The organism is Streptomyces sp. NBC_00637, from assembly GCF_045161545.1.
Classification (GTDB): Bacteria; Actinomycetota; Actinomycetes; order Streptomycetales; family Streptomycetaceae; genus Streptomyces.
On sequence record NZ_CP109046.1, the window covers coordinates 434655 to 460803 of the forward strand.

Consider the following 26149-nt stretch of genomic DNA (forward strand, 5'->3'; position numbering starts at 1 on the left):
GCCCCAGCCACGTCTCCCGGAGCGGTCGGTCCGGCACATCGGGTGGGTGGGGGGCCCGGCACGGACGATCGGACGATCGGGCCTGGCGGCTCCCTCTCTCCCGGCCGGGAGGCTGCGCGCCGGGCCGGGAGAGAGGGGGGTGATCCGGGGCCCGCCGGGTGCTACGGCTTGCGGCCCACGCCGCAGTACGCGTCGACGGCGGTGAAGTTGGCCGAATCACCGGGGTGCGCACGCCACTTCGTCACCTGGACGATCCCCGGTTCCACCAGCTCCAGCCCGTCGAAGAAGCCGCCGATCTCCTCGATGGCGCGCACGTGGTAGGGCACGGCGCCGCTCGCGTTGTACGCCGCCGACGCGGCGATCATGCCCTCGCTGGTGGCCGTGCTGTCGCTGATCACCAGATGACTGCCCGAGGGGAGACCCGCCATGAGCCGCCGGACCAGGTCGCGCGCCTGCCCGTAGTCGCCGACATGACCGAGCGTGTTGAGGATCATCAGGGCGACCGGACGGGAGAGGTCGAGCGTTCCCGCGGCCGCTTCCAGCACGGCTTCCGGGTCGTACAGGTCCGCGTCCAGGTAGGCGGTCCGGCCCTCCGGCGTGCTCGTCAGCAGGGCGTGCGCGTGGGCCAGGACGACGGGGTCGTTGTCGACGTACACGATCCTGGCGTCCGGGGCCACGCTCTGTGCCACCTGGTGCGTGTTGTCGGCGGTGGGCAGACCGGTGCCCACGTCCAGGAACTGGCGGACACCCTGCTCGTCGGCGAGGTACCGCACCGCGCGTCCCAGGAAGTGCCGGCTGGTGACCGCCACGTCCACGAGGCCGGGGAAGATCTCCTTGATGTGGTCGCCGATCTCCCGGTCGACCTCGTAGTTGTCCTTGCCGCCGACGAAGTAGTTCCAGAACCGGGCCGAGTGCGGCTTGGACGTGTCGATCCGGCCGGATGTTCCGGCGGTCGCGGTGGTCTGGGAGCTGGGGTCCGACACGGCAAAGCCTCCTGCACGGCTACGTAGATGATCAGGGCACCAACGTAGGTGAACTTTCTTTCCGCACAGGGAGGTTGAGAGCGCTTACCGTCAACAGCCATGCCGTTTCGGCCATATCGGCAGCTCCGTACGGCGCGTCGGTCCCGGTAAGCGGTTTCCCTGCGGTGGCCGACGCCGTGCCGTCCGGGGCGGGGGTCCGGGGCGGGGGGTCAGCCCGCGCTGTAGCCGAGCTGACGCCTCATGTACGGGGTCATGAGGGTCTTGGCCTTCGCCAGCACCGAGGTGCGGCTGCCCAGCACGGCGCTCTCGCCGCCCGGCACGGGCAGCACCGTCAGTCCGTCGGCGGGACCGAAGGGCACGATGAGCGGGGTGCGCCGGACCGGCCGGTAGAGACGGGGCTCCTTGCGGTGCCTGCCGGAACTCCTCAGGTGGACGCGGATGTTGTGCGCGGCGAGATCGGCCTGGGCCAGCGCGGCGGGGGTGATCTTGAGTTCGGTGGCGTCGTTCACGTCGCCGACCGCGAACACGTCGGGGCGCCCCTCGACCCGGAGCCGCCGGTCGACCTTGATGTGACCGGCCGCGTTCAGCCAGTGGCCGTGGCCGCCCAGCCGCAGCCAGAGCGTGTTGGGCGTGGTGCCCGTCGCCCAGAAGGAGAGGTCGGCGTCGATGACGTCGCCCCGGGCGTCGCGATAGGTGCCGAAGTCGTTCCCCGGGGACATGAACGAGTCGAGGCGCACCTCCACGTCGTGGGACTCCAGCCAGGCCAGGGCCCGGCGTCCGGCCCGCGCGCTGCCGGCGGCGTCGAGCAGCGCCGGCCCCGCATGGGCGAGCGTGACCCGGGCGTCCGGCCGGGCCAGGCGTATCTCGGCGCTGAGCTCGACACCGGAGGGCCCGCCGCCGACGACGAGGACGTGCTCGGCGGCGGCGACCTTGCGCTGATGGCCGGCGAAGGACTTGATCGTCTCCTCGGTGGTGGTGCCGGTGAAACGGGCCGGTTCGGGGTAGTCCGCGCCGGTGGCGATCACGACGACGTCGTAGGGGAGCCGTTCGCCCGTCGCCAGGACGACCTGCCGTTCGTCGGTGTCGATGCGGACCGCCTTGCCGACGACCACCCGGCCCTCGCGCAGCAGGCGGTCGTACGGGATGAAGGGGGTGACCGACCACTCCGGGCGCACGCCGGCCCGCAGTGAGGCGATGCGGTGGAAGAACACGTCCTTGCGGTCGACCAGGGTGACCCGGGCCGTGGTGTCCAGTCGTTTCGCCAGCCGGACGCCCGCGTAGCCGCCGCCGATCACCACTATGTCGCCGTCGCGCACGCGCGTCTCCTGAGCATGGGGGAAGCGAGCGGCACGCCGTGGGGGCTTCCTCGGCCGCTCGAACTGGCGACGAGCGTAGCGCTTGAACTTTTAAGTTCCTGTGGAGCCGTGTGCAGTTGTGTGGACGTTCGGTGAAGCCGCGCAGGCGTGGTTCAGGTGGCGCGCGGCCAGGCGCGCAGCAGCGCGGCGATCCTTCCGGCGGTGCAGGCGGGGTCCCGCAGCAGGTCACGCAGGGCCACCGCGTCCTCGCGGGTGGGCTTGACCGGGATCCCGGAAGCCTCCAGGTACATCACACCCGTCGCGGCGGCGACGGCCATGTTGGAGCGCTCGAGCCAGCGGCAGCGGCCGAGGACGTGCACCAGGGCGGCCGCCCGGGCGTAAGGACCGTCGTAGACGGGCTGTTCGAGCAGTTCGGCACGGTGGCAGGCGACCGCCGCCACCGGCACCCCGTAGTCCTCGGGGGTGGGGTCGGCCGCGCCGGCGATCTCCGCGACCTGGAGGATCCATGGGACGTCGATGTGGAGTTCCATCAGGCGGCGTGCGCTCCCGGGACGCGCAGGTCGGCGTCCTCGGCCTCGTCGAAGGCGGCCTGGTGCTCGTCCAGGAAACGTCGGGCCGCGTCCAGGCCACGCTGACGCAGTCCGTCGGCGTCCTCGCGGACCAGGGCGGCGATGTACTCGCCGAGCGGCAGGCCGCGGTCCTTGGCCCGGGCCCTGGCCAGCTCCGCGATCTCGTCGTCCACGCGCGCACCCAACTGTGTCTTCGCCATACGCCCGACGGTAACAGCCGTTACCAGCCCGCCGGAAGCCCCTTCTCGCGGACGCGCCGGGCCGGGATGCGTCATGTCGTGGTCGCCGGGGGCACTCACACGGGCCGGCCTCCCGACAGCTGCCCGGGGAGGGCCGGCTGGCGAACCGCGAGGGGCGCGGCGGCGGCGACGGACGGCTTGCGGAGCAGGAGCAGCGCCGCGTCGTCGTGCAGCCGTCCGCCGACGTGCGCCAGCAGTTCGTCGTGTATCGCGCCGACCGTGCGCTCCGGATCGTCGCTGAGGTGGTGCTCGAGGCCTTGGACGAGGGGGTAGAACTCCCGGTCGCGGTCCCGGGCCTCGATGACCCCGTCCGTGTAGAGCAGCAACTGGTCCCCGTCGGCGAAGGGCAGGACCTGGAGGCTGGGGGTCTGGTCGGTGAGGGCACGCAGTCCGAGGGGCGGGGCGGGCTGCGTGGGCTCCACCGCCGCGACGCTCCGGGAGGCGCCCACGAGCAGCGGTGGCGCGTGTCCGCAGTTCACCAGTTCCAGCTGGCCGGAGCGCGGGTACCCGGCGACCACGGCGGTCACGAAGTCGTCGCTGCCGAGGTTGCGCGCGAGGCTCCGCTCGATCCTGTCGACGACGGCCAGGAGATCGGGTTCGTCGTAGGCGGCCTCCCGGAAGACACCGAGGACGAGGGCGGCGGTCCCCACGGCGGGCAGCCCCTTGCCCCGTACGTCACCGACGATCAGCCGTACGCCGTAGGGGGTGGGGACCAGCGCGTAGAGATCGCCGCCGATGCGGGCCTCCGCGGCCGCGGCGCTGTAGCGGACGGCGACCTCGAAGGGACCGACGGTCGCCGGCACCGGCCTGAGGAGCGCGTGCTGGGCCGCCTCCGCGACCGACCGGACGTCCGCGAGCACTCGCTCACGGCGCCCGCGCAGCGCGCTGGCCAGGCCGCCCGCCAGCGTGACGGCGACCAGGGAGGCCAGTACGGCCGCCACCTCGCGGCCGGGAGCACCGGCCCGGGCGCCGAGGGTCGCACCGACCACCGCCGCGAGAAGGCCGACACAGAGGACACCGCGCGGGCCGTTGGTCGTGGCGGCCAGCGCGGGCCCCGCGGACAGCAGGGGCAGCCAGATCATCCCCGCGTCGCCGAAGAGGCCGACGAGCATGATGACCAGGAGGATCAGAACCGGCAGCAGCGGCCCTGCCACCCGGTGCCTGAACGATGTCAACAGCCGTGTCCGGCAGTGATCGTCGCTGTGGTTGCGCGCATGACTCATGCTTCGTCCGCAGTCCTCACCTGTGCGTGCGCCGGGGCACTTCGGAAATGTCCGTTTCCTCTAGGAAACGGGCTCGGCCCCACCGCTTACAAGGATCAGATTTTCAGATAGTGAACGATCACATGGTGAGCGAGAGGCCCCTGGTCACGCGACCCGCGGTCGGGAGCAGCCGCGCCCGCACCTCGTCGAGCCGGGGCAGCCGGTCGGCCGGCAGCGAGACGCCGAGCGAGCCCAGGATGTCGCCGCTGTAGACGGGAACGGCGACGCAGACCGTGCCGAGGGCGTACTCCTCCAGGTCCGTCACGGCCGGGGCGACGGGTGAGGCGTCCAACTGGCGGAGCAGTTCGGGCGCGCTGGTGATGGTCCTCGGCGTGAGATCGGCCAGGTGATGGCGGGAGAGGTACTCCTTGCGGGCTTCCTCGTCCAGTTCCCGCAGCACCGACTTGCCGAGCGCGGTGGCGTGTCCCGCGTCCTCGAACCCGACCCACAGGTCCACGCGGGGTGCCCGGGGGCCGTCGACGATCTCGGCGACCCGGATCTCGCCCTCCTCGTAGAACGTCAGGTAGGCGGCGGTGGCGAACTCGTCCCGCAGTGCGGCGAGGGCGGGCCGGACCCGGCTGAGCAGCGCCTGCCCGCGTCCCGCCGTGTGCAGCGTCTGGAGCCGGTCCCCCAGGATGAAGCCGCCGTCCTGGAGTTTGCGCAGGTAACCGTCGTTCACCAGGGTCCGCAGCAGGTGGTAGGCGGTGGCCAGGGGCAGCCCCGTCTCCCGCGCCAGCTGTTTCGCCGGCGCGCCGTTCTCGTGTGCGCTCACCGCCTCCAGCAAGCGGAAGGCCCGCTGTACGGAGGTGATGAGCGTGGGGCCGTCCCGCACACCCATACGAACAGCGTGCCCCCGACACCCGGCCCGGGCAAGGCGCGAGGGCCCGGGTGCGGCCGGCGCGTGCCGCCGGGGAGCCGAGCAGGCCCGGCGGCCGAGGGCCCGGCCGACGCCTCCCACCCGGGGCCGGGCAAGGCGCGCGGCCCGGTATTTCGCCCGAGGCCGGGCAAGGCGCGGCCCGGCTAGCGGATCTCGCCCGGGGCCGCGGCCGTGCCCAGCAGGGCCGACAGCTGCGGGGAGTAGGTGGCGTGCAGGACGAGGGCCGCGCTGCCCACCACCGCCGCGTCGGTGCCGAGCCAGGACGCCTCGACCTCGACGACCCTGACGTGGCGTGACAACGGCCGGCTGGCCAGCGCGGCGGCGACGACCTCGACGTATCGCGACTCGACGTGCTGGATACCGTGGCCGCCGAGGACGATCAGGTCCACGTCGATGAAGTTCGCGATGTCGACCGCGACGGAGGCGACGTGCTCCGCGGTCTCGTCGATGACCGCGGCCGCGACCGGGTCGCCGGCCGCCGCGGCCACCCCGATGGCGGAGTGGTCGACGGCCTCGGGACGCTCGGCGAACAACCGCGCCAGCGCGCTGTCCGGATGCGGTCCCGCGGCGAGCCTGCGGTGCACCTCGGCGACGATCGCCGTGGGGTTCACGAGCCGCTCCAGGCAGCCCCGGTTGCCGCAGTAGCACTCGGGCCCTTCGGGCAGCACCGAGGAGTGTCCGAACTCTCCCGCGTTGAGTGAACCGCCCCGGTACACCTGGTGGTTGAGGATGAGGCCGCCGCCGACGCCGGTGCCGAAGAAGAAGTAGGCGAAGTCCGCCACGCCCTTGCCCTTGCCCGACCAGCGCTCGCCGACCGCGGCGGCGGTGGCGTCGTTGTCGAGGGTCACCGGCAGGCCGGTCGCCTCGCTCAGCATGTGCTGCACCGGCACCCGCGTCCAGCGGGCGAGTTGAGGCGCTCCGACGATCGTGCCCGCCTCGAGGTCGATCGGTCCCGGAGTGGCGAGGCCCAGCCCGAGAACCTTGTCGCGGTCGACGCCCGTCTCGGCCAGCACGTCGGCGACCAGCTCCGCCATGTCCTTGACGACCTGGGCCGGGTCGGTGCCGGGGTCCGTGGGGCGTTTCTTGACGACCAGCGGCCGGCCGAGCAGATCGACGACGGTGCAGCTGAGTTCCACGGGGTCGAAGTGCAGGCCGACCGCGTTGCCCGCCTCGGCGTTGATCCGCAGGGTGGTGCGGGGCTTGCCTCCGCTGGACACCCGGCTCGCGCCGTCCTCGCGCACGATGCCCTCGTCGAGGAGCCTCCGCACGATGCCCGAGACCGTCTGCGGGGTGAGGCCCGTGTGCTGGGCGATCTCGACCCGGCTGACGCCGTCGGCGAGCTGGATCTGGTCCAGGACGACGGCCCGGTTGTATCGCCCGACCTTGGGAAGGTTCGTTCCTGCCTGCCGCACGCACGGTCCTCTCTCGTTTCCCCCTACAACCTATCCCTCACAGCCCATTGACTTAGTAAAACAAATGGATTTAGTGTCCGGTCCCGCAGACGAAATCTCGGACACGAAGGCACTGGGCAGTGCCATCGGAGGCAAGTTGATGTCCATGCAATGCCGCAGGCCCGAAGGCTCGGGTACGCGTCGGCGCGTCCCCGGCGGTGGGGAGCACCGCTCATGACGCCCATCGCCCCGACCCTGCTGGAGATGCGGTCGATCACCAAGACCTTCCCCGGCGTCACCGCGCTCGCCGACGTCAGCCTCGTCGTGCGGGAAGGTGAGATCCACGCGATCTGCGGCGAGAACGGCGCCGGCAAGTCCACCCTCATGAAGGTGCTCAGCGGGGTGCACCCGTACGGCAGCTACACCGGCGACATCGTGTACCGCGGCGAGCAGGTCCGGTTCCACGACATCCGGGCCAGCGAGCAGGCCGGCATCGCGATCATCCACCAGGAGCTGGCCCTGGTGCCCGGTATGTCGATCACCGAGAACCTCTTCCTCGGGAACGAACCGCGCCGCCGCGGAGCCATCGACTGGAAGACGGCCCAGCGCCGCGCCCTGGAGCTGATGGAGCGCGTCGGGCTGCGGGAGGACCCCGACACCCTGATCAAGGACATCGGTGTCGGCAAGCAGCAACTCGTCGAGATCGCCAAGGCGTTCGCGAAGGACGTGAAGCTGCTGATCCTCGACGAGCCGACGGCGGCCCTCAACGAGGACGACTCGCAGCACCTGCTCGACCTGCTGCGCGGCTTCCGCGAGCGGGGCATCACCTCGATCATCATCTCGCACAAGCTGAACGAGATCGAGGCGGTCGCCGACACCATCACGATCCTGCGCGACGGCCGCACGATCGAGAGCCTCGACGTGCGGGCCGACGGCGTCAACGAGGACCGCATCGTGCGGGGGATGGTCGGCCGTGAACTCGACAGCCGCTTCCCCGACCGCACGCCCGACATCGGCGAGGTCTTCTTCGAGGTCCGCGACTGGACGGTGCGGCACCCCAGTTCGGACGAGCGGATGGTGTGCAAGGGCTCGTCGTTCCATGTCCGCCGCGGGGAGATCGTCGGCTTCGCGGGGCTCATGGGCGCGGGCCGCACCGAACTCGCGATGAGTCTCTTCGGCCGCTCCTACGGCACCTGGCTGTCGGGGCGGGTCTTCAAGGACGGCGAGGAGGTCCGGCTGAAGACGGTGTCGGACGCCATCGGGCACGGACTGGCGTACGTCAGCGAGGACCGCAAGTCGATCGGTCTGAACCTGCTGGACGACATCAAGACCTCGATGGTGGCCGCCAAGCTGTCGAAGATCGCCCGGCGCCGCGTGATCGACCCGGTGCGCGAGCACCGCATCGCCGAGGAGTACCGCCGGAGCCTGCGGATCAAGACGCCGAGCGTCGACGAGGGTGTCGTCAAGCTCTCGGGCGGCAACCAGCAGAAGGTCGTCCTGGCGAAGTGGATGTTCACCGACCCGGACCTGCTGATCCTCGACGAGCCGACCCGCGGCATCGACGTGGGCGCCAAGTTCGAGATCTACGGGATCATCCAGCGGCTCGTGGCCCAGGGCAAGGGGGTCGTCGTCATCTCCTCCGAGCTGCCCGAGCTGATCGGCCTGTGCGACCGCATCTACACGGTGTTCGAGGGCACCATCACGGGCGATGTGGCGCGTGCCGACGCAGACCCGGAACTCCTGATGAAGCAGATGACCGCTACCAAGAAGAGCCCCACTCCATGAGCCGAATAACCGACCTTCAGAAGAACCTCTTCGGAGGCACCACCTCCAACGCCCGCCAGTTCGGCATGATCTCCACCCTGGTGGCGATCGTCCTGCTGTTCCAGATCTGGACCGACGGCCTGACGCTCACGTCCGGCAACCTCATCGCGGTCGTCAGCCAGTACTCCTACATCCTGATCCTGGCCATCGGGATGCTGATGGTGATCGTCGCCGGGCACATCGACCTGTCGGTCGGCTCCGTCGCCGCGTTCACCGGCATCGTCGTCGCCAAGGCGATGCAGGAGTACGACCTGCCGTGGCCCCTCGGCATCGCGCTCGGCCTGCTCGTCGGCGCCGCGATCGGTGCCTGGCAGGGCTTCTGGGTCGCCTACATCGGGGTGCCGGCCTTCATCGTGACCCTCGCCGGGATGCTGCTGTTCCGCGGCGGCAACCAGTACATCGGCAACGCCGACACGGTTCCGGTGCCCGAGGGCTTCCGCAAGATCGGCGCGGGCTTCCTGCCCGAGGTCGGGCCGGACACCGGGTACAACAACCTGACGCTGCTGCTCGGCGTGGCCGCCTGCGCGGGTGTGCTGTGGCGCGAGTGGAAGGCGCGGCAGACCCGCCGCGAGATGAACGCCGACCTGGCACCCCTGTGGGTCACGGGCATCCGGCTGGCCGTGATGTTCGGCGTCATCGTCTTCGCGTCGCTCCGCTTCGCCGGCGGCCGGATCGGCACCAGCCTGCCGATCTCCGGGATCATCCTGATCGTCCTGGTCCTCGCGTACTCGCACTACACCCGCAACACCATCGGCGGCCGGCACATCTACGCCGTCGGCGGCAACGCGCGAGCGGCCGAGCTGTCCGGGGTGAAGCTCAAGCGCGTCAACTTCCTCGTCATGATGAACATGTCGGTGCTGGCCGCGCTGGCCGGCATGATCTTCGTGGCGCGGTCCTCGGCCTCCGGTCCGCAGGACGGCCTGAGCTGGGAACTGGACGCCATCGCGGCCGTGTTCATCGGCGGCGCGGCGGTCTCCGGCGGCCTGGGCACCGTCAGCGGCTCGATCGTCGGCGGTCTCGTCATGGCCCTGCTCAACAACGGCCTCCAACTGGAGGGCGTCGGATCGGACATGGTCCAGATCATCAAGGGCCTGGTCCTGCTGCTCGCCGTCGCCTTCGACGTCTACAACAAGAGCCAGGGACGCTTCTCGGTCATCGGCGCGCTGACGCGTCCGTTCCGGCGGGACGACCCGGCGGCACCGGCTCCACCGGCGGCCCCGGAATCCGACGCCGACAAGGCGAAGGTCGCGGGCTGACCGCGACACCCGCACCTCCCGCGCCGCGCTCGACGGCACACCACACTCCGGCAACCAGCACCGCACGCACGAAGGGCCAACTCCACCATGCGCAATCTCGTCATCAGAAGCATCGCCGCCGTCGGCGCCGCCGCCCTGCTCACCCTGGGCACGGCCTGCTCCAACGAACGCGAGGGCTCCACCGGCAGCGACAGCGCCGACGCCAAGGGCTTCGCGAAGGACTCCCTGATCGGCGTCGCCCTGCCCGCCAAGACCTCGGAGAACTGGGTGCTCGCCGGCGACCTGTACACCAGCGGCCTGAAGGACTCCGGCTTCAAGGCCGACGTCCAGTACGCGGGCGCCTCGACCACCGTCGCCGACCAGCAGGCGCAGATCTCCTCCATGGTCACCAAGGGCGCGAAGGTCATCGTCATCGGCGCAACCGACGCCTCGCAGCTCGCCACCCAGGTGAAGCAGGCCAAGGACGAGGGCGTCACCGTCATCGCCTACGACCGGCTGATCACCAACACCCCCGACGTCGACTACTACATCGCCTTCGACAACTTCAAGGTCGGCCAGCTCCAGGGCCAGGCCCTGATCGACGGCATGAAGGCGAAGAAGGCGAAGGGTCCCTACACGATCGAGCTGTTCTCCGGCTCGCCGGACGACAACAACTCCAAGGTGTTCTTCGACGGTGCGATGCAGGTGCTGAAGCCCCTGATCGACAAGGGCGACATCGTTGTCGGCTCGGGGCAGACCGACATCAAGCAGACCGCGACCCAGGGCTGGAAGGCCGAGAACGCCCAGCAGCGCATGGACTCCCTGCTGACCTCGGCCTACGGCGGCAAGAAGACACTCGACGGCGTCCTGTCGCCCAACGACACCCTCGCCCGCGCGATCCTCACCTCGGTCAAGGGCGCCGGCAAGGCGGTCCCGGTCGTCACCGGTCAGGACTCCGAGGTCGAGTCGGTCAAGTCGATCATGGCGGGTGAGCAGTACTCGACCATCAACAAGGACACCCGCAAGCTCGTCGCGGAGACCGTCAACATGGTCGAGGCGCTCCAGAAGGGCGACAAGCCCACCATCAACGACACCAAGTCGTACGACAACGGTGTCAAGGTCGTCCCGTCCTACCTCCTGCCGCCGGTCATCGTGACCAAGGAGAACGCGGCCGAGGCGTACGCGAACGACCCCAAGCTGGCGCCGCTCACCAAGTAGCGGCGGTAGCACCGACCACCGCCGTCGCCCGCCCCGAAAGGCTCTCCGGGGCGGGCGACGGCGGTCACGTCTGCGACCGCCGTCTCAGCCGGTGACGGCTCCCACCTCACGCGCGGCGGCCAGGTAGGCGAGGACCAGGGGCCGTCTGTCGTCGTGGGCGGCGGCCACCGCCAGCCGGGACGGCGAGATCCCCCGGACCGGTACGGCGATCACCTTGTCCCGGACGACCAGCGGGGCGTTGCCGGCGGCCAGCAAGGCGATCCCCTGTCCGCCGGACACCGCTTCATGGGTCTCCTCGGCGCTGGCCACCACCCCGCCGACCCGCGGCGGACGGCCGTCGCGGGCGTCCAGGGCGAGCCAGTAGTCCCGCAGCGGGCCGGCCTCCGCGGGAAGGGCGAGGAAGGGCTCCTCCCGCAGGTCGGCGAAGTCCACCTGGCCCTCGGGGTCGCAGGCGGCCCGCGCCGCGAGGGGGTGTCCCTCCGGCAGCGCGACCAGGCGGGGTTCGCGGGCCACCACCGCACACCGGTAACGGTCCTCGTCCGGCAGCGGCAGCCAGACGAAGGCCACATCACTCGATCCGTCCGCCAACCCGGCGCTGGGATCGGCCCAGTTGACCTGGCGCAGGACAGGCTGCGCGTCCGGATGCCGGGAGAGCAGGCGGGTGCGCAGGGCGGGCAGCAGTCCGCGGCCCGGGCTGGTGGACATGCCGATCACCAGCGTGCGCCCCTCGGCGTTCTTCGCCTCGCGCACCGCGGCCTCCGCGCCCTGCCAGGCGGCCAGCACCTCGCGGGCGTGTGGCAACAGGGTCTCCCCGACCTCGGTCAACCGCACCGTTCGCCGGTCCCGCTCGAAGAGGACCACGCCGAGTTGCCTCTCCAGCATCCGGATCTGCTTGCTGAGCGCGGGCTGGGAGACGAACAGCCGCTCGGCGGCGCGGGTGAAGTGCAGCTCCTCGGCGACCGTGACGAAATAGCGCAGCTCGCGTCCGTGGATGTCCATAACCCATGGCTATCACAACGGTTCTTGGACGCCGCCCGGACACCCGGCGAAGGATGGGAGCCGTCGGGCGGGGAGCCCGACCGGCGGTCGACGAGGGAGACGAAGATGAGCGAGAACGCCAGGGTCTGGCTGATCACCGGCGCGAGCAGCGGTTTCGGGCGGGCCGTCGCGGAGGCCGCGGTCGCCGCAGGAGACACGGTGATCGGCACGGCCCGCCGGATCGAGGCGCTCGACGACCTGGTCGCCGCGTACCCGGACCGCGTGGAGGCGATCAGTCTGGACGTCACCGACGGCGAGCGGATCGACGCGGTGGCCGCCGACATCCTGTCCCGTTACGGCAGGGTGGACGTCGTGGTGAACAACGCCGGGCGTACCCAGGTCGGGGCGTTCGAGGAGACCACCGACCAGGAGCTGCGCGACCTGTTCGAACTGCACGTGTTCGGCCCGGCCCGGCTCACCCGGGCGCTGTTGCCGCGGATGAGGGAGCGGGGCAGCGGATCGGTCGTGAACATCAGCAGCTTCGGCGGGCAGCTGTCCTTCGCCGGGTTCTCGGCATACAGCGCGACCAAGGCGGCGCTGGAACAGCTCTCGGAGGGCCTGGCCGACGAGGTGACCCCGTTCGGCGTCAAGGTGCTGATCGTGGAGCCCGGCGCGTTCCGCACCAACCTGTTCGGCAAGGGCGCGGCGTACTTCTCCGAGGAGAACCCGGCCTACGCTGAGAAGGTCGGCGCGACGCGGAAGCTGGTGCGGGGCGGCGACGGCGGCCAGCCCGGCGACCCGGCGAAGGCCGCGGCGGCGATCCTGCTGGCTCTGGACGCCGAGAACCCCCCGCTCCGCCTGGCCCTCGGCGGCGACGCGGTCGACTTCCTGACCGGGCACCTGGACTCCGTGCGGGCAGAACTCACCGCGTGGGAGAAGGTCTCCCGGGGGACCGACTTCGACACGGAGTGACAGCGTGACCGGGCGGGATCACAGCGCGACGACACCTGCGCACCGCCCCGCGCCGAAGGGCCGCCGACCGTCGTGCGGGCGTGGATCCGAACCGGCCCGTCTTGCGTGATACGCATACGATGTTGCCCATGACGCAAGAACCCGGTGAACTCGAGAGTCTGGTTCGCCAACGCATCCGCGCGCTGCGGCTGGCCCAGGGCTGGTCCCTGGAGGAGCTGGCCACCCGCGCCAACGTCAGCCAGTCCACCCTCAGCCGGATCGAGAACGGCAGGCGCCGCCTGGCCCTGGACCAGCTCGTCACCCTGGCCCGCGCACTGGAGACCTCCCTCGACCAGCTGGTCGAGACCGCGACGGACGACGTCGTCTCCAACCCGGTGGTCGACGCGGCCCGCGGATCGATGCGCTGGCCCCTCAAGGCGGAGCCCGGTGTGACCGTCGTACGCCAGCGCGTGACGGACCCGCCACCCGGCAATCCCACGCGGATGCGTGCCCACCCGGGTCGCGAATGGCTCGTCGTCCTCTCCGGCACCGCGGTCCTGCTGCTGGGCGACCGGCGCTTGCGGATCGAGACCAACCAGGCGGCGGAGTTCCCCACGATGCTGCCGCACGCCATCGGTGCCGAGGGCGGACCGTGCGAACTGCTGGGCATCTTCGACCGCGACGCCCGCCGCGGCCACCAGCGCGGCGAGGACGCCGGAAAGCCTGACCGCACGTCACCGTGACGGCCTTTTTTGCGTGTCACGCAATCCCGCGAACCATCGTCTTGCGCGGTCCGCAACCGGCACCGCCACCCGCCGTCGGCCCGCATAGCTTGGGCGCATGAACCAGCCCTCCCCGCACACGACACAGCACACCGCGCACCGACTCCACGAGCAGGAACACGAGCACGAGCACACGCACGAGCACGGACACGACGACCTGTCGGAGATCCTCGACCTCGACGCGGAGGTGCTCGCCGAGCACATCGCGTCGATCACCGCCTGGCTGCCCGTACGCACCGGCCCCACCCGCATCGTGGACCTGGGCTGCGGGACCGGCGCCGGCACCCTCGCGCTGCTCGCCCGCTTCCCGGAGGCCGAGGTGACGGCTGTCGACGTCTCGGAAACCCATCTGCACCGCCTGCGGGAGAAGGCCGCCGCCGCCGGAGCGGCCGACCGCGTGCGCACGGTGCGGGCCGACCTCGACGCCACGGCGTGGCCCGGACTCGGCACGCCGGAACTGGTCTGGGCGTCGGCCTCCCTGCACCACATGGCCGACCCCGACCACGCCCTGCGCCAGGTCCACGACCTGCTCGCACCGGGCGGGCTGTTCGCCGTCGTCGAACTGGCCGGCTTCCCCCGGTTCCTGCCCGGGAGCGCCCCGCAGGACGCTCCCGGTCTGGAGGACCGCTGCCATGCCGCACTCGACCACCACCATGCCGAGCGGCTTCCCCACCGCGGCGCCGACTGGGGAACCGAACTGACGAAGGCCGGCTTCCGCGTCGAAGGCGAACGCACCGTCACCGTCGACATCGGCCCGTCCCCCTCCGACGCGGTGGGCCGCTACGCCCTGAGCAGTCTGCGACGCATCCGCGGCGGCGTCGCCTCGGCGCTGACGGCCGAGGACCTGACCGCTCTCGACCGGCTGCTCGACACCGACGGCCCGCACAGCGTCCTGCGCCGTACCGATCTGGGCGTGCGCACCGAACGCACGGTGTGGGCCGCACGCCGCGACTGACGGCCCATGGCGGGCCACCTCACGGGTAGTTCACCAGGTTGGCCACATTGGTGGCCGAACTGGAGGGCCCACCACGGTCGTTGATGACGTGCCGGATGGTTCCCGTGCCGCCGAGCGAGACCGTCACCATGTTCTGGAAGCGCACGTTCGGGTTGGCCGGCACCTCGAAGGCGTGCTCGGCGGTGACGCTCGGGTTCACGTTGAAGTAGCAGTAGCTGCCGAGTCCGTAGGCCTGGTGGCTGGTGACCGAATTCGCGACCTTGTAGGCGGCGTAACCCTGCGTCGAGCCGTTCATCCAGGCGGCCTGGTCGGGCGGGTCGTAGGGCATCTCGTTCTGGTAGAAGTACGTCCGGCCGCCGTTGCCGTTCCAGAGGGTCTGGTGCTTCTGGTAGTGCTCGACGAACAGGCCGTACATGGTGACGTCGTCGCCGTTGACGACGAGGCCGGTATCGGCCGTGTTGGTGGTCCAGCCCACGCCGCTGCCGTGGTCGGCGCGCCAGATCCACATGTGGTCGCCGATGACGTCGTCGCTGTTGACGACGAGGCTGGTGGTCGCCTTGCCCACGCCGGCTCCGCCGACCCGGAAGTAGACGTCGTGGAGGGAGGTGGGGTTCGCCGTGTGGTCCGCGGCGGCGCCGGTAGGACCGATCTCCATGAGCGTCTGCGAGTTGGTGGTTCCGGCGTCGAAGAGGACCCCGGCCACCTTCACCCCGTCGACGTCGGCGACGGTCATGGCGGTGACGCCGTTGTCCGGGACGAAGGTGGCGAGGCCGAGACCGAGCACGACGGTGTCCGGCCGGGTCACCCGCAGGGTCTGGTCCAGGTGGTACACACCCGGGGTGACCAGCAGGTTCTTGCCGTCGGCGAGAGCGGTGTTGATCTGTGCGGCGGTGGCGCCCGGCTTCACGACGAAGAACTGGTCGATGCCGAGCGAGCTGCCCGCGGCGGTCCCGCTCGCCCAGGTGGTGGCCGAGGAGCCGGTCCGCACGGAGGGCACGAACACCTTGTAGGCGCCGGTGCCGTCCACGTACAGGAAGGGCTTCTCCCGCACGGTGGGGGTCTGGTTGACCGTGGTGTAGGGCGGGTTGGGGAAGCTGTTGCCGGGCACGCCCTGGCTGCCGACGAAGACCATGTTCCAGTTGGAGCCGGTCCAGCTGCCGAGTTGGGAGTTACGGGTCAGCCACTGCTGCTGGGTGCCGGACCGCACCTGGCCGTCGATCTTGCTGTCGGCCATGAACCCGCCGCTCGACCAGCCGCCGTCGCTCAGCTCCAGGTTCCCGCGGACATGCATGCGGCGGTATCCGGAGGCCTGGGAGACCGCCCACCGGTCGGTGCCGCCGGTCGGGTTGACCGACAGGTTCTCGGCGCCGCGCCAGAAGTTCTGGGTGGCGTTCTGCGGCGGGAACCAGTCGGCCTCCACATGCACGGCCCCGTTGATCGTGACGGAGTCGGGCGACTGACCGAGGCCCAGGACCTGGGTGTAGAAGCCGACGTTGACGTCGTTGCTGTAGGTGCCGGGCTTGAACATGACCGCGTAGCGCTGGGAGCCGAACTGGTTCGTCTCCTGCTGCCGGAAGACCGAGTTCAGCCGGCTCTGGATCGTGGACGACGGCATCGACGGGTCGAAGACCACGACGTTGGGGCCGAGGTCGACGTCCCCGGGAGCCGTGCTCACCGGCGCGACCTGGAAGCGCTGGGCGGCCGTGCCGTTGCAGGTGTACTGGACCAGCTGGACGCTGTCGGCGGTCGAGGCGGACGGGACGTCGAGGCACTTGCCGCTGTTGCGGTTGACGAAGTGGTAGGCGCCGCCGCCCTCGTCGACGGGCTGCCACTGCTGGTTGGCGCCGCCGCCGTACGTCCACAGGTGCACGGCCGCGTTGTCGGCCGTGGACACGTCGCTCACGTCCACGACCTGCTGGGCGTCGTTGCGGTTGTCGATCCGCACGAACCCGTCGGCGGTCGGGGTGAACCTCCACTGCTGGGCGGTGCTGTTGTTGCAGGCGTACTGCTGCACGGCGGTGCCGTTCGCCGTCGCGGCGGACCGGGCGTCGAGGCATTTGCCGCTGCCGGAGTTCACGGCCGTGGACCAGCCGGTGGGGAGGGCGGTGGCCGCCTGGTTCGCGGCCCGGGCGGGCTGGACGCCGGTGAGGACCGAGACGGCCGTGGCCGCGGCCACGCAGACCGCGATCCAGGGGCCGGCGAGGGATGGTCGGGGAGTGCGGAGCACGTCTTCTCCTGTGCCGCCGGAGCGGCGTGAGTGGGGACCGGGGAAGGCAGGAACGGGTGGCCGGATGCGCGGACGGCTCAGCCCGCGTACTGCGCGAAGACGCGGGTGAAGTCCCAGGGCTGCTGGGAGACGCCCGAGCAGGTGTCGGCGCCGCCGCCGGTGCAGGGTCGGTCACGGTTGACCGACCAGAAGGTCAGCCGGGCCAGATGACGCTGCTGCGCGTACGCCAGGATGGTGCGGAAGTCGGCGACGGTCACCGTCTCGCCGTCGTCGGTGACGCCGTTCATCGAGGAGATGCCGGTGTGCCGGTAGGCCTGGTCGTCCGAGTAGCCGTACGCGTTCTTCACCGCGGTCTTGAGTCCCTCGGCGGCCCGGACGGTGAGCTGACCCATGTTCTGGCCCGCGCCGCCGAAGTCGAACGGCATGATCGTCCAGCTGTCCACGGTGAGCCCGGAGGCGGCGGCCCTGCCGATCAGGCCGGTGTCGGGACCGCTCTGCCCGGTGCCGAAGGTCATGTACACCTTGATGCCCGGATTGTTGGCCCTGACGGTCTTCAACGCGTCGACCGTGCGCTGCTGCACGGTAGCGCTGTCGTAGGCCGCCGCCTCGATGTCGATGTCGATCGCCTTGAGGTCGTAGGCGTTGATGACCTTCTGGTACGCGGCGGCCAGTTCGCCCGCGCTGCCGCAGGAGCTCTCCAGCTTGTTGCCGCTCCAGCCGCCGAAGGACGGGATCACGTCACCGCCGGCTCCCCGGACGGTGGTGACGGTCTGCTGGTCGACTCCCCCCGTCAGCGGGCGGCTGCCGTCCCACTGCGGGTTGCAGTAGCCGTTGCTGAGGACGAAGGCGAGCGTGAACCACTTGACGCCGGTCGCGTTCATCACGGTGGTGGGGCTCGGCGGGCTGCCCCAGCCGTTGTAGAGGTACGGCGCGACGGCCATCGCTCCCGGCCCCGGCGCCGGCTCTCCCCCGCCGCCCGGCGCCGTCCACTTCTGGTTGGCGGATCCGGTGCAGGTCCAGATCTGAAGCCGGGTGCCGTCGGCGGAGCTGTTGCCTGTCGCGTCCAGGCACTTGTTCGCCTGCGGGTTGACGATGTCGCCGGCGGCGGTGACGGTCCACTGCTGGGCCGCGCTGCCGTTGCAGCCCCACAGCTGGGTCCGCGTTCCGTCCGCGGTGCCGCCCGAGGTCACGTCCAGACACTTGCCGAGCGCGCGGATCGTGCCGTCGCCGCTCACCGTCCACTGCTGGGCCGCGCTGCCGTTGCAGCCCCACAGCTGTACGGCCGTGCCGTCGGCCGTGGCGGCGCCCGCCACGTCGACGCACTTGCCGGCTACGCCGGTGATCTGCCCGGTGGCCGCGGCGGCACCGCTCGCCGGTGTGCCGTTCAGGCCGGTGAGCAGGGCGGCTACGGCCGCCGCGCCCAGCGCGCCGCGCATCGCGCGGCCGTGCGGGAATCGCCTGGTCATCGGGTCACCGTCCATTTCTGCTGCGCGGCACCGGTACACGTCCAGATCTGCAGCCGGGTGCCGTTGGCCGAGCTGCCGCCCGTGGCGTCCAGGCACTTGTTCGCCTGCGGGTTGACGATGTCCCGGGCGGCGGGAACGGCCCACTGCTGGGCCGCGGAGCCGTTGCAGTCCCAGAGCTGGACGGGGGTGCCGTCCGAAGTGCCGCCCGAGGCGACGTCCAGGCACTTGCCCAGCGCGCGGATCGTGCCGTCGGCGCCCACGGACCACTGCTGGGCGGCGGTGCCGTTGCAGTCGTACAGCTGCACGGCCGTGCCGTTGGCGGGGTTGGCCCCGGCCACGTCCACGCACTTGCCGGCGATGCCGGTGATGGGACCGCCGCCGCCCGGCTGGGCGGTGTCGGTGCTCACGCGGACGTAGTCGACCAGGAGCTGCTGGGGGAAGACCGTGCTCGTGTCGGGGTCTCCGGGCCAGTAGCCGCCGACCGCGAGATTGAGGATGACGAAGAACGGCTTGTCGAAGACCCACTGCCGGCCGCCGAGGTCGGCGGGCGTGCGCCGCTGGTAGACGGTTCCGTCGACGGACCAGGTGATCGCGTTCGGGCTCCAGTCGACGGCGAAGGTGCGATAGGCGTCGGCGAACGCCTGTCCGCCGGGCAGCGTGTATCCGGCGCCGATGCCTCCGGAGCCCGAGTAGCCGGGGCCGTGCAGGGTGCCGTGGACGGTGGCCGGCTCGAAGCCCACGTTCTCCATGACGTCGATCTCGCCCGAGGCGGGCCAGCCGACCTGGCCGATGTCGTTGCCCAGCATCCAGAACGCGGGCCACATGCCCTGCCCGCGCGGGACCTTCATCCGGGCTTCGACGCGGCCGTACGTCGTGGTGAACCGGCCGGACGTGTTCAGCCGGGCCGAGGTGTACTCGCAACGGCCGTACCAGCACTGGTAGTTGCCCGGGTTCTCCCGGCGGGCGGTGATCACCAGATGACCCTGGCCGTCCAGAGCGGCGTTGCTGTTGCCCGCGGTGTAGTACTGCCGCTCATGGTTGTTGACGTTGTCGCCGGTCTCGATCTGCCAGCGGGAGCCGTTCACGGCGGAACCGGCGGCCCCGTCGAACTCCTCGGAGAACGTGACGGCGACCGGCGCCGCGACGGCGCGGGCGGCGGGTTCCGCCTCGGATGGAGACACGCCCAGCGCCGGTCCGGTGGACAGCGACGCGAACGCGAGGAGCGAGGCCAGCGACAACAGAAGGCGCCGGGACAGGCGACGAGAGGCCATGGCTCTCCCTTCATGGCACATGACGGACGATCACGACATGGTCATGACATCCGTGGGCGCGGCCGTGCGACTCGCCGCTGACCGCGCCGATTGGGTGGGGGGTGCGAACCGGCCCTGGCGGGGGCTTAGTTCACTACGTGATTTAAGAAGTGAGTAATAACCCTGTCAAGAGTTTGGTCTGGACCAGATTCGGGAGGGCAGGCGAGGACTGGGCCGGAGGACCGGTCGCAGGACCGGTCGGAGGAACCGGCCGGACGTCCCGGCGGGGGTCGTCCGCCGCCCGGGCCTCGCGGGAGGGCAGGATGGGCGCATGAGCGTAGTCAAGATCAACGTACTGACCGTCCCGGCGGAACAGCGGGAGACCCTCGAGAAGCGGTTCGCCGCGCGAGCCCACGCAGTCGAGAACTCGGACGGCTTCGAGTGGTTCGAGCTGCTCCGTCCGGTCGAGGGCACCGACACCTACCTGGTCTACACGCGGTGGCGTGACGAGGAGTCGTTCCAGGCCTGGCTCGAAGGCCCGATGAAGGCGGCCCACCGGGGCCCCGACACCGAGGGGGAAAAGCCCAAGCCCGCGGCATCGGGGTCGACCCTCTGGTCCTTCGAGGTGGTGCAACAGGCGTCGCCCAAGGACGAGTAGTCGCTCCCGGGGCGGTGGGCGGAACAGCCCTCCTCGGGCGAAGCCGACCACCGCCCCGGCCCGAACATGACCGTGCCCGAGCGGGGCCCGAGCGGGCCGGTCACGGGACGCGGCGCACGCGGCGCGCGGCCCTTCAGACGACCGGCTCGCCGATGCCCAGCAGGTTTCCCTCGCTGTCCCGGAACCAGGCAGCCCGCTCTCCTCGGGCGCCCTTGCTCGGGTAGTTCCCGTCGATCTCGGCGATGCCGTCCCTCGTGCCGAACCCGGGCACGTCCACCTCCTCGAACTCCACGCCCCGCCGCTTCAGCTCCGTCACGACCGCGTCGAGGTCGTCGACCTCCCACCCCATCTGCGTGAACGTGCCGGACGAGGCTCCCGTCGACGTGAACAGGGCGAAGTCCGTTCCTCCGCAGCGGTACAGCAGGCCGCCTGGCCGTTCGTCGAAGGGCTCCAGGCCGAGCCGCTCGGCATAGAAGCGCCGCGCCCGGTCCAGGTCCTGGGCGGGAAGCCTGGTCGCCACGCGCCCCCGGGCCAGCATGTTCCTGTCGTCTGCGTTCATGCTTCCACTGTCACGCAGACCGGCGCCGAACGGAGGTCGAGCCCGGGTTCATGACGGCCGTCCGCCGAACTGCCAGTCGTGGACTTCGACGGCTGCATACCGGCCCGCGTCCAGGACGGTACGCGCCGCGTCCGGGTCGGGGGCTCTGAGCAGCACGGCGGTACCCACCTGGGTGACGCCGTCGTCGGACAGCAGCGGCCCGTACGCGATCAGCTCGTCCCGGTCGGGCGGTACGACGAGGTCGTCCTGGGTACCGGGGCCGAGGCCGAGCACCAGGTAGCGGTCGCCGCCGGTCCGGCCGCCGGGGAAGTCCCACATGGTGCGTCCCAGCAGGTTGCGCCACCGGCGCAGCAGCACGTCCCGGTAGACACCGGTCTGGTAGTTGGGCTCGTCGAAGGCGAACGCGCGGGCGGCGGGCGCGTCCGGGAGGTCGACGATGTGCACGCTGCCGGTGGGCGTGTCCTCGCCGGCGGAGAAGGTGGGACCCCGGGCGATCATGCGGTCCGCGTACCCGTCCATGTAGGCCCAGTGCTTCTCCAGCATGTCGTCACGCAGGGCGCCGGACGCGGGCCGGTCACGGTGATAGCAGAAGAACTCCATACCGGCAGACCCTTCCCAAGTCGGCGCGGTATCTCAACCGGCTTTCGGTGCGGACCGCCGCAGGCACGGGCTCCTCCGCCGGCATCGAGCGCCACCGTTCCCGGCGGGCCGGCGGGCGGCCGACGGGCCCGGGTGTGACGCTGCTCCCGCAACTTTGCTTCCGGCCCGCCGAATTGACGCGCCATCATATAGTTGCGACCGGCGCGCGGCCCTGTCCTGTCCCCCGCCGCGCGGCCGGAACCCACTGGAAAGGCACGACCCTGCGGAACGAACCGCGCAGCCGCACCGACGACGTCTGTGCCGCCCCGCCCTCGCCCCGTCGGTCGGTGTTCTCCCCCGCCGCCGACGTCATCGGCTCGGAACTCGATCTGCGGATGACCGGCAGCCATGTCGTGCACGCGCTGACCCCCGACTTCTGCGACGCGGCCTCCGTCTACCTGCTGGAGCGCTGGCGCGTCGAGGAGAACGCGCACGTCGGGGTGGACGCGCCCAGGATCGAGGCGCGCCGGATGGCGCTGCGCGTGGGGCCGGGCGCGCGGGAGGACTGGGAGGGCATGCTGCCGGTCGGCGAGGTGGTCGCCTTTCCCCGGGACACGCCGTACGCCCGCGCGCTCGCCGACGGGCACGCGCAGGTGCTCGACGCGGTGGACCCGCATACGTCCGAGCGGCTCATCGCCTCCGGGGACGGCGAGACCCGCGTCGGCGACCTGCTGAGCGTGGCGGCCTTCCTCGTGGTGCCGTTGCGGCTGCGGGACCTGGCGATCGGCTTCGTCACCTGCACCCGGGGGCCGGGCAGCGCACCGTTCGGCCCGGCGGACGTGGCGGCGGTGGAGGCGCTGGCCGCGCGGGCCGCCGTGGCCCTCGACAACGGGCGCCGTTACGAGCGTGAGCGACGGACCTCCCTGGCGATCCGCAACAGTCTGCCGCCCGGCACGGCCCAGGAGTTCGGCGGTTGCCGCACCGCGCACGGCTGTCTGCCCGCCGGGCAGGGCAACCTCGTCGGCGGTGACTGGTTCGACGTGCTGAAGCGGCCGGGTGACCGGGTCAGTCTGATCGTCGGGGACGCCATGGGGCACGGTCCGGAGTCCGCCGTCGCGATGATCCAGCTGCGCACCGCCGTCCGTACTCTGGCGGCGCTCGACATCCCCGCGGCCGACCTCATCGGACGGCTCGACAAACTCGCCGGCGACTCTCCCGGTGTCTCCTTCGCGACCTGCATATACGCCGAGTGGGACGCCCGGCGGCGCACCTGCACCCTGGTCGGGGCCGGTCACCCTCCCCCGTTGCTGCGCGGCCCGGACGGCCGCACGGCCCCGGTCAGGCTGACCGGGGCGGGGCTGCCTCTCGGGCTCGGGGTCGGCAGCTACGAGGAGACGGTGCTGAGCGTGCCGGATCCGGCCCTGCTGGTCCTGTACAGCGACGGTCTGGTCGAGTCCCGGGACGCCGACATCGACCAGGAGATCACCCGCCTCGCGCGCACCGTGGACGCGGCCGCCGTCGAACCGGTGAACGGCGACGGGCAGGACGCGCTGCCGTCCCTGTGCCGTCGGCTCCTGCACACCCCTTCCGGCGCGGCCGGAGCCGACGACCGCACCCTGCTGCTGGCCGAACTGACCCCGGCCGGGTGCTGAGGCGCCAGGGGGTCAGTGCTCCCGGGCGGGAAGGCCGTCCAGGCCCGTGTCGCGCATGATGCGGTCGACGGTCTGCGGGAGCGAGCTGTCGGCGCCGATCACGGTCTCGACGTCGCCGGGCAGCAGATCGAGTTCTCGGTACCAGGCGCGCAGATCCGCCTCGCCGACCTCGTCCGCGATCGGCTTGGTGGCGTGACGCGCCAGGGTTTCGGCGAGCGGCACGTGCAGGTAGTAGCCGTGGGTCGGGCCGCGGTGCTCCGCGCGCAGCCGCCCGAGCATGGGACCGTACCGGTCGGCGTACAGGATGCCTTCCAGGACGACGTGGTAGCCGGCGTCCAGGGCATAGCGGGCGACGGCGTCGATCAGCCCGATGTTCGCGCCGCCGGGTCGGTCGTGCTCGCGCAGCACCACCCGGCGGAGGTTGTCCTGCCCGACCAGGGCCAGGCCGCGGCCGAACCTCTCGCGGAGTCCGGCCGCTACCGCCGACTTGCCCGAGGCGCTGTTGCCGCGCAGTACGACCAACCGGGTCTGCGGGGTGCCCACCATCACGGCGGTCACGCTACCGGCACGGCACGGCCGGCATCGACGGCGCGGCGTCACCCCCGGCCCCCGGCGGCAGGGGCGACGGGCGTGGACGGGCCGGCCGGCAAGGGGACATGAGCGCGGGAAATTCTCTCAAGGCGTTGTTCGAATCCATCGAAAATGTGAACGGGTGTACGTACCGGGGTCGTTGGGACGTAAATTGTGGCTCGAACTGCCCACGCCTCGGCTGAAAGACGGACGCCCCTCATGACCGACGATGTGACCACGCCCGGATCAGCGGAACCTCAGAAGATCGACACCTCGGTGCCGCACTCGGCCCGCATCTGGAACTACTGGCTGGGAGGGAAGGACAACTACCCCGTCGACGAGCAGGCCGGTGACGCCTACACCGCCGTGTTCCCCGGCATCGTCACCATCGCCCGCAGCAGCCGCGCGTTCCTGCGCCGCAACATCACGTACCTCGTCTCCGAGGCGGGCATCCGGCAGTTCCTGGACGTCGGCACGGGCCTGCCGACCGCCGAGAACACCCACGAGGTCGCCCAGCGCCTCGCCCCCGAGACCCGGATCGTCTACGTCGACAACGACCCGCTGGTCCTGGCCCACGCCCGCGCCCTGCTCTACTCCACCCCGGAGGGCGCGACCTCCTATGTCGACGCCAATGTGCTGGACCCGGAGCGCATCCTGGCGAGCGCCGCCGAGACGCTGGACCTCAGCCGTCCCACCGCGCTCATCCTCAGCAACATCCTGGGCCACGTCGCCGACTACGGCCAGGCCCGTTCCATCGTGAAGAGCCTGATGGAGGCACTGCCGTCCGGCAGCTACCTCTCCGTCAACGACGGTTCGCGGGGCATCGACCCGGTCTTCGAAGAGGCCCAGGACGGCTACAACGAAAGCGGCGCCGTCCCGTACAACCTGCGCTCCGTCGACGAGATCACGGCGTACTTCGACGGCCTGGAGCTCCTGGAGCCGGGGGTCGTCTCGGTCCCCCTCTGGCGCCCGGAATCCACCTCCCCCGCCCCGGACGTCATCGCCGAGCACGGCGGCCTCGCCCGCAAGCCGTGACCGGCGCTCCCGCCGCACCGGCCGTCCGGGGCGGCGGGAGCCGCTGAGATCACACCTGCGTGGGTCAGAGCAGCCGGCGGATGTCGCCGCGGACGCGGTAGAAGCCGCCGGCCGCCGTGTGCAGCGCGTCCACCACGTACCGTGCGCCGGGCTCGCGTATCTCACGCGGGAACTGGACGTTCCAGGACGTGTCGTAGCCGCCGGACACCACGTGCACCCGTACCCGGCCGGCCTCCTGGACGCACTCGACGACGATCGCGCCGGTGGGCGCCTGGGCGACGGTGGCCACCGTGGCCGCGGCCGTGGCGGGGACGTAGGTCGGCAGCGCCTCGGCGAGCTTGACGTCCCGCGCCACCGGCACCGTGCCCTGCTGGGCCGCGGCGATGGCCGTCTCGCCGGCGTCCACGCACACCAGCGAGCCGTCCGTGGTGACCAGGTACAGCCGTTCGTCGCGGTACTGCATGGACAGGGCCGAACCGCCGCCCGTGCCGAGCTTCCACAGCCGCGTGCCGTCCCGGTCGAAGCAGTAGACGGACGAGGACGAGTCACCGGCGAACACGAAGCGTCCGTTGGGCGAGGTGGCGCACGAGTACACGGCGCTGTCGCAGCCGTAGGTGGCCTCGACCGCGCCGGTCGTCTTCGACAGCCGTTGCACCACCTTGTGGGCGGTCCCCGCGTACACGGCGTCCTCCTCCTGCCAGCCGAACAGGACGCCGCCGCGGGTGGGCGTGTGCCAGAGTTCGCCGCCGCCGTCGGGTGCGTAGGCGGTGACGCCCCGATGGTGGCCGTGGTAGACGGCCCGGTCGTCCGCGCGGACCATCCAGGCGTGCTCGCCCTGGCTGCGGCGGGACCACTGGTGCTCGTCCTCGTGGTCGATGACGGTGAGCCGGCCGTCGCGGTCCGAGACGTTCAGCAGGCCCTCGTGGATGTCCAGCCAGAAGATGTCGACGTCCGCCGCGATGTCGTACGCCGCGAACGGCAGCTTCGAGGACAGGTCGTAGACCTTGCCGTCGTCGCAGCCCGCGTAGATCCAGAAGTCGTCGGCGACGAGGCACTTCACGCCGTCCGGCAGGCTGAAGCGGGCCAGGACGCCGCCCTCGTGGTCCAGGGTGTAGACGTCTCCGGACTGATTGCCGACCCAGCAGCGGTCGTCGTCCACGTGGATGCCGAACGCCGAGGACCCCGTGCGGAACCTCCACAGCACCGGGGCCACGGCGCGTGCGGTGGACGGCGCCGAGGTCACCTGACGGCGGGTCACCGAGCGTGGGGGGCGCTGACCGGCGACGGCGGGGGCGTAGCCCTTGCGGACCTTCTCCCCCACCTTCCGCGCGGCGGCGGCCCGGGCCTTCTCGGCGGTGGGGAACGTGGTCGTCTGCAACTGCCCGGAGGCGCCGATCCGCCCGTACCGCACCGTCACCACGACGCCGTCGACCACCACTTCGTAGAACTTGTGCGCGCCGCCGCCGTCCTGCGACAGCTCCAGATACGTCGTCGACACGGTGCTGGACCCGGTGGCCATGACAAATCCCTCCCCAGGGTGGACCCGCGGCCGTTCCGGCGAGTCCCACTCCCC

The 26149-nt window shown here is 71.1% G+C and carries 23 protein-coding genes and 1 pseudogene; 9 read left to right on the forward strand and 15 right to left on the reverse strand.

Features of this window, described 5'->3' with window-relative positions:
• Positions 1-161: 161 nt before the first annotated feature.
• The 7 genes from OG440_RS01860 to OG440_RS01890 form a co-directional block, all read right to left on the reverse strand.
• Complete coding sequence (locus OG440_RS01860) at positions 162-983, reverse strand: SAM-dependent methyltransferase (protein WP_406005049.1); 822 nt, start codon at positions 981-983, stop codon at positions 162-164.
• Between the two features lie 209 nt (positions 984-1192).
• The gene (locus OG440_RS01865) at positions 1193-2299 is read right to left on the reverse strand and encodes an NAD(P)/FAD-dependent oxidoreductase (RefSeq protein ID WP_406005050.1); all 1107 of its coding nucleotides are present in this window, start codon (positions 2297-2299) and stop codon (positions 1193-1195) included.
• 152 nt (positions 2300-2451) lie between these two features.
• Positions 2452-2829 (reverse strand): fic family toxin-antitoxin system, toxin component, encoded by a 378-nt coding sequence (locus OG440_RS01870; protein WP_406005051.1) that lies wholly within the window; start codon positions 2827-2829, stop codon positions 2452-2454.
• Entirely contained in the window at positions 2829-3068 is a 240-nt protein-coding gene (locus OG440_RS01875; protein WP_406005052.1) for a hypothetical protein, read from the reverse strand. The genes OG440_RS01870 and OG440_RS01875 overlap by 1 nt, the downstream gene beginning before the upstream one ends.
• A 95-nt stretch (positions 3069-3163) precedes the next feature.
• Positions 3164-4330 carry a PP2C family protein-serine/threonine phosphatase gene (locus OG440_RS01880; protein ID WP_406005053.1) on the reverse strand — a complete coding sequence of 389 codons (1167 nt, stop codon included), beginning with the start codon at positions 4328-4330 and terminating at the stop codon, positions 3164-3166.
• 118 nt (positions 4331-4448) lie between these two features.
• Positions 4449-5207 (reverse strand): IclR family transcriptional regulator, encoded by a 759-nt coding sequence (locus tag OG440_RS01885; protein WP_406005054.1) that lies wholly within the window; start codon positions 5205-5207, stop codon positions 4449-4451.
• Positions 5208-5389: 182 nt separating this feature from the next.
• On the reverse strand, positions 5390-6658 hold the full coding sequence (locus OG440_RS01890; RefSeq protein WP_406005055.1) for an ROK family protein: 1269 nt from the start codon (positions 6656-6658) through the stop codon (positions 5390-5392).
• Between the two features lie 282 nt (positions 6659-6940).
• Between OG440_RS01890 and mmsA the strand changes: the two are divergent.
• From mmsA to OG440_RS01905, 3 genes and pseudogenes are all read left to right on the forward strand, one after another.
• Positions 6941-8422: pseudogene (gene mmsA / locus OG440_RS01895) on the forward strand (multiple monosaccharide ABC transporter ATP-binding protein); the annotation flags it as partial.
• Positions 8419-9717: a multiple monosaccharide ABC transporter permease gene (gene mmsB, locus OG440_RS01900; protein ID WP_406005056.1), complete on the forward strand. Its 1299-nt coding sequence runs from the start codon at positions 8419-8421 to the stop codon at positions 9715-9717. The pseudogene mmsA and the gene mmsB, both read left to right, overlap by 4 nt.
• A gap of 87 nt (positions 9718-9804) precedes the next feature.
• The gene (locus tag OG440_RS01905; RefSeq protein WP_406005057.1) at positions 9805-10914 is read left to right on the forward strand and encodes a substrate-binding domain-containing protein; all 1110 of its coding nucleotides are present in this window, start codon (positions 9805-9807) and stop codon (positions 10912-10914) included.
• Between the two features lie 84 nt (positions 10915-10998).
• Here the strand turns inward: OG440_RS01905 and OG440_RS01910 are convergent, their stop codons facing one another.
• Positions 10999-11913 (reverse strand): LysR family transcriptional regulator, encoded by a 915-nt coding sequence (locus tag OG440_RS01910; protein WP_406005058.1) that lies wholly within the window; start codon positions 11911-11913, stop codon positions 10999-11001.
• Positions 11914-12018: 105 nt separating this feature from the next.
• Here OG440_RS01910 and OG440_RS01915 point away from each other — a divergent pair, with 105 nt between their 5' ends.
• The 3 genes from OG440_RS01915 (at position 12019) to OG440_RS01925 (ending at position 14580) form a co-directional block, all read left to right on the forward strand.
• Positions 12019-12864: an oxidoreductase gene (locus OG440_RS01915; protein ID WP_406005059.1), complete on the forward strand. Its 846-nt coding sequence runs from the start codon at positions 12019-12021 to the stop codon at positions 12862-12864.
• 128 nt (positions 12865-12992) lie between these two features.
• On the forward strand, positions 12993-13586 hold the full coding sequence (locus OG440_RS01920) for a helix-turn-helix domain-containing protein (RefSeq protein WP_406005060.1): 594 nt from the start codon (positions 12993-12995) through the stop codon (positions 13584-13586).
• A gap of 97 nt (positions 13587-13683) precedes the next feature.
• Positions 13684-14580 carry a class I SAM-dependent methyltransferase gene (locus tag OG440_RS01925; RefSeq protein ID WP_406005061.1) on the forward strand — a complete coding sequence of 299 codons (897 nt, stop codon included), beginning with the start codon at positions 13684-13686 and terminating at the stop codon, positions 14578-14580.
• Between the two features lie 19 nt (positions 14581-14599).
• Here the strand turns inward: OG440_RS01925 and OG440_RS01930 are convergent, their stop codons facing one another.
• From OG440_RS01930 to OG440_RS01940, 3 genes are all read right to left on the reverse strand, one after another.
• A complete protein-coding gene (locus OG440_RS01930; RefSeq protein ID WP_406005062.1) occupies positions 14600-16807 on the reverse strand; it encodes an RICIN domain-containing protein in 2208 nt (735 codons plus the stop codon).
• 77 nt (positions 16808-16884) lie between these two features.
• Complete coding sequence (locus tag OG440_RS01935; RefSeq protein WP_406005063.1) at positions 16885-18288, reverse strand: ricin-type beta-trefoil lectin domain protein; 1404 nt, start codon at positions 18286-18288, stop codon at positions 16885-16887.
• Positions 18270-19544: a ricin-type beta-trefoil lectin domain protein gene (locus OG440_RS01940; protein ID WP_406005064.1), complete on the reverse strand. Its 1275-nt coding sequence runs from the start codon at positions 19542-19544 to the stop codon at positions 18270-18272. The genes OG440_RS01935 and OG440_RS01940 overlap by 19 nt, the downstream gene beginning before the upstream one ends.
• A 310-nt stretch (positions 19545-19854) precedes the next feature.
• Between OG440_RS01940 and OG440_RS01945 the strand changes: the two genes are divergently transcribed.
• Positions 19855-20181: an antibiotic biosynthesis monooxygenase family protein gene (locus tag OG440_RS01945; protein ID WP_406005065.1), complete on the forward strand. Its 327-nt coding sequence runs from the start codon at positions 19855-19857 to the stop codon at positions 20179-20181.
• A gap of 133 nt (positions 20182-20314) precedes the next feature.
• Here OG440_RS01945 and OG440_RS01950 read toward each other — a convergent pair whose 3' ends face one another.
• Complete coding sequence (locus OG440_RS01950) at positions 20315-20740, reverse strand: VOC family protein (RefSeq protein WP_406005066.1); 426 nt, start codon at positions 20738-20740, stop codon at positions 20315-20317.
• A 48-nt stretch (positions 20741-20788) separates the two neighbouring features.
• Entirely contained in the window at positions 20789-21340 is a 552-nt protein-coding gene (locus tag OG440_RS01955; RefSeq protein WP_406005067.1) for a YciI family protein, read from the reverse strand.
• Positions 21341-21666: 326 nt separating this feature from the next.
• Between OG440_RS01955 and OG440_RS01960 the strand changes: the two genes are divergently transcribed.
• Positions 21667-22971, forward strand: a complete 1305-nt coding sequence (locus OG440_RS01960) for a PP2C family protein-serine/threonine phosphatase (RefSeq protein ID WP_406005068.1) — start codon at positions 21667-21669, stop codon at positions 22969-22971.
• Between the two features lie 12 nt (positions 22972-22983).
• On the opposite strand, the gene OG440_RS01965 is transcribed toward OG440_RS01960, so the two are convergent.
• Positions 22984-23517, reverse strand: a complete 534-nt coding sequence (locus tag OG440_RS01965; protein ID WP_406011225.1) for a kinase — start codon at positions 23515-23517, stop codon at positions 22984-22986.
• 243 nt (positions 23518-23760) lie between these two features.
• On the opposite strand from OG440_RS01965, the gene OG440_RS01970 reads away from it, so the two are divergent.
• Entirely contained in the window at positions 23761-24576 is an 816-nt protein-coding gene (locus OG440_RS01970) for an SAM-dependent methyltransferase (protein ID WP_406005069.1), read from the forward strand.
• A 64-nt stretch (positions 24577-24640) separates the two neighbouring features.
• On the opposite strand, the gene OG440_RS01975 is transcribed toward OG440_RS01970, so the two are convergent.
• A complete protein-coding gene (locus tag OG440_RS01975; RefSeq protein ID WP_406005070.1) occupies positions 24641-26095 on the reverse strand; it encodes a WGR domain-containing protein in 1455 nt (484 codons plus the stop codon).
• Positions 26096-26149 lie beyond the last annotated feature (54 nt).